This window comes from Streptomyces sp. NPDC127119 (genome assembly GCF_042677425.1).
Taxonomy (GTDB): Bacteria; Actinomycetota; Actinomycetes; order Streptomycetales; family Streptomycetaceae; genus Streptomyces.
Genome location: NZ_JBHXTO010000272.1, coordinates 1 through 5,213, shown reverse-complemented (window position 1 = coordinate 5,213; position 5,213 = coordinate 1). Strand labels below are relative to the sequence as shown.

Sequence of the window (5,213 nt, the reverse complement as noted above, 5' to 3'; positions counted from 1 at the left end):
GTATAAGAGACAGGAAAGCATTTCAGCCCGTCCGGCGTTTGAGGACAACGGGGGCGAGGGGGCGCAGCCCCCATGCGTGGACGGGAACGGGTAGGGGCGGCGGGGGCGAAAAACCCCTGCCCACCCCCGGCCGGCCGGCACCTCACCGCCGCGGCGCCGCAACCCCCAGCAACCGATCCTTCAGCGCGGGAAACTGCTCCCGCGTCGCACCGACCCGCGCAGGATCGAACTCCACGACGAGAACCTCCTCCCCGGCCCCCGCCTCGGCGAGAACCTCCCCCCAGGGATCGACCACGATCGAGTACCCGGCCTGCGGAACCCCCGCATGCGCCCCGGCCGTTCCACAGGCGAGCACATACGCCTGGTCCTCGACAGCCCGCGCACGCGCCAGCAGCGTCCAGTGCGAGCGCCGCCGCTCGGGCCACCCCGCGGAGACGACGAGCGTCTCGGCCCCGGCGTCGACGAGCCCCCGGAAGAGCTCGGGGAACCGGAGGTCGTAACAGGTCGCCAGCCCGACGGTGGTCTCCGGCAGCCGCACGGTGACCAGCTCGGACCCGGCACCCATCAGCACGGCCTCGCCCTTGTCGAAGCCGAAGCGATGGATCTTGCGGTACGTGGCGACGAGGTCTCCGGAGGGGGAGAAGACGAGCGAGGTGTTGTAGAGCCCTCCGCCGGACCCCGCCTCACCTGTCACCCGTTCGGGAATCGACCCCGCGTGCAACCACACACCCGCGTCGCTCGCCGCCTTGGCCATCACTTCATGAGTGGGGCCTTCGAGCGGCTCCGCCTCGGTGCCGAACGACTCGTAGGCGAAGGCGCCCGTCGTCCAGAGTTCGGGCAGGATGACCAGGTCGGACGCGGTCTGCTGCCGTACGAGCGAGGCGACACGCTGTCTGCGGGCGTCGACCGATTCGGCCTCGTCCACGTCGATCTGGAGGAGAGAGGCGCGCACACTACCACCGTCCTGGCATTCGAGGCTTTGATACGGGCCTACGATCGTCACACGAAAGCACTGCCGGGGTGCCTCACAGCAGCGTAACTTAGCGTCCCAAGACACCCGCAGCCTGTGTTCTGCCCGCGCCCAACCGCCCGAGGGGTCCCGTTCCGTGAGTCTGCATCCCAGCCTTCAGTCCTACGCCGACGCCTGGACGCACTCCATCGACGCGATATCCGATCTCGTGTCACCGCTGGTGGAGGGTGAATGGAATCGGCGGACTCCATGCCCTGGCTGGTCGGTGCGCGACCTCGTCTCCCATGTGATCGGCCTCGACTGCGAGGCGCTGGGCGACCCCCGGCCGATCCACACGCTCCCCCGCGACCTGTACCACGTGACGAACGAGCACCAGCGGTACATGGAGATGCAGGTCGACGTCCGCCGTCACCACACCGCTCCGGAGATGACCTCCGAGCTGGAGTACACGATCATCCGCCGCAACCGCCAGCTGAGGAACGAGTCGCGCCGGCCCGACGCGCTGGTCCGCGGCCCGCTCGGTACCGAGGTCACCCTCGAAGAGTCCATGCGCAACCGGGCGTTCGACCTCTGGGTGCACGAGCAGGACCTGCGCACCACCCTCGGCAGGCCGGGCAACCTCGACTCCCCGGGTGCGTACATCGCCCGTGACGTCCTGCTCAGCAGGCTCCCCAAGGTCGTCGCGAAGGACGCGGGCGCACCGGCGAACTCGGCGATCGTCTTCGACGTCCACGGCCCCGTCGAGTTCCTGCGCACGGTCCGCGTCGACGCGGACGGTGTCGGCTCGATAGACGGTTCCCCCTCCCTCGGCCCGGCCGCCACCCTCGCCCTGGACTGGGAGACCTACTTCCGCCTGGCCTGCGGCCGGGTGACCCCGGAGTCGGTCTCGGACCGCCTCAAGACAGAGGGCGACCCGGACCTGACGGCAGCGATCCTCCACAACTTCACGGTCACGCCGTAGCGCCGACCCACTAGCCCGTCCGGCGTTTGAGGACAAAGGGGGGCGAGGGGGCGCAGCCCCCATACGTGGACGGGAACGGGTAGGGGCGGCGGGGGCGAAAAAAGCCCCCGCACACCCATCCCCCTACACGGGCACGTGCACCGTCTCCACCCGACTGGCAACCAACCGCTCCCGCTCCCGCCGAGCCGCAAGCTTCCGCAACCGAAGAATCTGACTCAGCCCGAGCGCCTGCAGAACGAACACGGCGGAGAAGGCGACGCCGTAACTCCCCCCGGTGGCGTCCAACAGCACCCCCACCGCGAACAACGTCGTCATGGACGCGACGAACCCACCCATGTTGGTGATGCCGGAGGCGGTCCCCTGCCGCTCGGGCGGATTCGCCGGCCGCGCGAAGTCGAACCCGATCATCGAAGCGGGCCCGCACGCGCCGAGCACCGCGCACAGCACGATCAGCAGCCACATCGGCGCGTGCTCGGCGGGATACGCGAGTGTGGCGGCCCACACCACGGCCGTCGACAGGACCGTGCCGAGCGCCAGCGGCAGCCGCGCCGCATGGTGCCGGGCGACGATCTGCCCGTACACCAGGCCTATGAGCATGTTGGAGAGCACGACGAGGGTGAGGAGCTCCCCGGCCGTCGCGCGGGACAGGCCCTGGGCCTCGACGAGGAACGGCAGTCCCCACAGCAGCAGGAACACCATCGCCGGGAACTGGGTCGTGAAGTGCACCCACAGTCCGAGCCGGGTGCCGGGCTCCCGCCAGGACGCCGCGATCTGACGGCGTACGTAGGCGGCTCCCCGGTGCGGGAACGGCTCGGGCTCGTGCCCTTCGGGGTGGTCCTTCAGGAATGCCAGCATCAGGACGAGTACGACGACACCGGCGACCGAGCTGCCCGCGAACGCGGCCGTCCAGCCGACTCCGTGCAGCAGCCGGGCCAGTACGAGCGTCGAGACGAGGTTGCCCGCCATGCCCACCAGTCCGGCGAGCTGCGCGACCATCGGTCCGCGCCGGGCCGGGAACCAGCGCGAGCCGAGCCGCAGCACGCTGATGAACGTCATCGCGTCACCGCACCCGAGCAGCGCGCGCGAGGCCAGCGCCGTTCCGTACGTCGGTGAGAACGCGAAGCCCAGCTGTCCGATCGTGAACAGCACGACGCCGAAGGTCAGCACCTTCTTCGTGCCGAGCCGGTCGACCATCAGGCCGACGGGTATCTGCATGCCCGCGTAGACGAGGAGCTGGAGGATCGAGAAGGTGGAGAGCGCGGAGGCGTTGACGTGGAAGCGGTCGGCGGCGTCGAGCCCCGCCACCCCCAGCGACGTACGGAAGATGACCGCGACGAAGTAGACGGAGACGCCGACGGACCAGACCGTCACGGCGCGACGGCCGCCGGGCGGGTCGCCGGGGAGGGCCAGGGAGGACGACGAGGACGAGCTCATCGGACGTCTCCCCGGGCGAGGTTGGAGAACCAGCTGACGTGACGGTGCACCAGGTCGACCGCCGCCTCCGCGTCGCCGGAGCGCAGCGCGTCGAGGATCTCCTGGTGCTCGGTGAGCGTCTTGGTGATCCGGTCGGGGTGGGCGTGCATCACGGCGACACCCATCCGCAGCTGCCGGTCGCGCAGTTGGTCGTAGAGGCGGGAGAGGATCTCGTTGCCCCCGCTGCGGACGATCTCGGCGTGGAAGCAGCGGTCGGTGACGGCGGCTCCGGCCAGATCACCGGCGGCGGCCCGGTCCTGCTGCTCGGCGAGGAGTTCGGTCAGGCGCTCGATCAGCGCGGGCGAGGCCGGCACCGCCTTGCGGATGGCGTGCGCCTCGACGAGCTGCCGGGTCTCCACCACGTCCGCGATCTCCTGCGCGGAGACGGGCAGGACGAGGGCCCCCTTCTTCGGGTAGAGCCGGATCAACCCTTCGACTTCCAGTTTGAGCAGCGCCTCGCGCACCGGTGTCCGTGAGACACCGACGGCGTCGGCCAGTTCGCCTTCGGTGAGCAGGGTCCCACCCTCGTACCTGCGCTCCAGCACAGCTTGTTTGACGTGCGCGTATACGCGTTCGGCGGCGGGCGGCGGCTTCACGACGGGGGACGGGGCGGAAGGCATGCGCACAGCATAGATACAACACGTACGCATCGTCTCGGACGGTCCAGGATATGGACGAGGTAAAAAGGGGCACCCCGCTTCAGGAACCGCACATCCTTTTGTGCTACTCGTGTGTCTGAAGAGAAGGCGCCACCGGCAAGTGGGCGCTCTCTTGGGGCATTTGACACCAGTTCGGTGTTTCCAACGTAATCGGGGTAATCGACTTGATAACTGCCATTAAGGGCATGCGCGTCCGCAGAGCTGCCGCAGTGGTCTTCACCACCGGAGCCGTGCTCGCGACCGGTGCCCTCGGTACGGCGCCCGCGCAGGCCCTCACGAAGCCCACGATCGCCGCCAAGGGCGGCTTCGTGATGAACAACGGCACGGGCACGTCGCTCTACACCAAGGCAGCGGACACCCGCCGCTCCACCGGCTCCACCACGAAGATCATGACCGCGAAGGTCGTCCTGTCCCAGCCGAACCTCAACCTCGACACCAAGGTCACCATCCAGAAGGCGTACAGCGACTACATCGTCGCCAACACCGCCTCCTCGGCCCGTCTGATCGTCGGCGACAAGGTCACCGTCCGTCAGCTGCTGTACGGCCTGATGCTGCCGTCCGGCTGTGACGCGGCGTACGCCCTGGCCGACAAGTTCGGTTCGGGCTCGACGCGTGCCGCCCGAGTGAAGTCGTTCATCGGCAAGATGAACAAGCAGGCCAAGGACCTCGGCCTGACGAACACGAAGTTCGACTCGTTCGACGGCATCGGCAACGGCTCGAACTACTCGACGCCGCGTGACCTCACGAAGATCACCAGCAGCGCGATGAAGAGTGCCAACTTCCGCGCGATCGTGAAGACGAAGAAGTACACGGCGAAGACCATCACGAAGACCGGCAGCACCCGCACGATGGCTGCGTGGACCAACACCAACGGTCTGCTCAGCAGCTACTCCGGTTCGATCGGTGTGAAGACCGGCTCCGGCCCGGAGGCCAAGTACTGCCTGGTCTTCGCCGCCACGCGCAACGGCAAGACCGTCATCGGTACGGTCCTCGCCTCGACGTCCATCTCGGCCCGTGAGTCGGACGCGAAGAAGCTCATGAACTACGGCTTCGCCAGGTAACCAGCTCAACCGACTGCGCCGTTCCCCGCGCCCCTGAAAAGGGGGCGCGGGGAACGGCGCAGTCTTTGCCCTTCAGGGGCGCGGGGAAC

The 5,213-nt window shown here is 68.4% G+C and carries 5 protein-coding genes; 2 read left to right on the top strand and 3 right to left on the bottom strand.

Annotated features, from left to right (window positions below; genetic code table 11):
- Positions 1-142: 142 nt before the first annotated feature.
- The gene (locus tag ACFVH5_RS43875) at positions 143-952 is read right to left on the bottom strand and encodes a carbon-nitrogen family hydrolase (protein WP_385839288.1); all 810 of its coding nucleotides are present in this window, start codon (positions 950-952) and stop codon (positions 143-145) included.
- A gap of 154 nt (positions 953-1,106) precedes the next feature.
- Between ACFVH5_RS43875 and ACFVH5_RS43870 the strand changes: the two genes are divergently transcribed.
- The gene (locus tag ACFVH5_RS43870) at positions 1,107-1,931 is read left to right on the top strand and encodes a maleylpyruvate isomerase family mycothiol-dependent enzyme (protein WP_385839286.1); all 825 of its coding nucleotides are present in this window, start codon (positions 1,107-1,109) and stop codon (positions 1,929-1,931) included.
- Positions 1,932-2,054: 123 nt separating this feature from the next.
- Here the strand turns inward: ACFVH5_RS43870 and ACFVH5_RS43865 are convergent, their stop codons facing one another.
- Positions 2,055-3,365, bottom strand: coding sequence for a nitrate/nitrite transporter (locus ACFVH5_RS43865; RefSeq protein ID WP_385839285.1), 1,311 nt, complete (start codon positions 3,363-3,365; stop codon positions 2,055-2,057).
- Positions 3,362-4,024: a GntR family transcriptional regulator gene (locus ACFVH5_RS43860; RefSeq protein ID WP_384803708.1), complete on the bottom strand. Its 663-nt coding sequence runs from the start codon at positions 4,022-4,024 to the stop codon at positions 3,362-3,364. Before ACFVH5_RS43860 ends, ACFVH5_RS43865 begins: the two co-directional genes overlap by 4 nt.
- A gap of 224 nt (positions 4,025-4,248) precedes the next feature.
- Here ACFVH5_RS43860 and ACFVH5_RS43855 point away from each other — a divergent pair, with 224 nt between their 5' ends.
- On the top strand, positions 4,249-5,124 hold the full coding sequence (locus ACFVH5_RS43855) for a D-alanyl-D-alanine carboxypeptidase family protein (protein WP_385839284.1): 876 nt from the start codon (positions 4,249-4,251) through the stop codon (positions 5,122-5,124).
- Positions 5,125-5,213 lie beyond the last annotated feature (89 nt).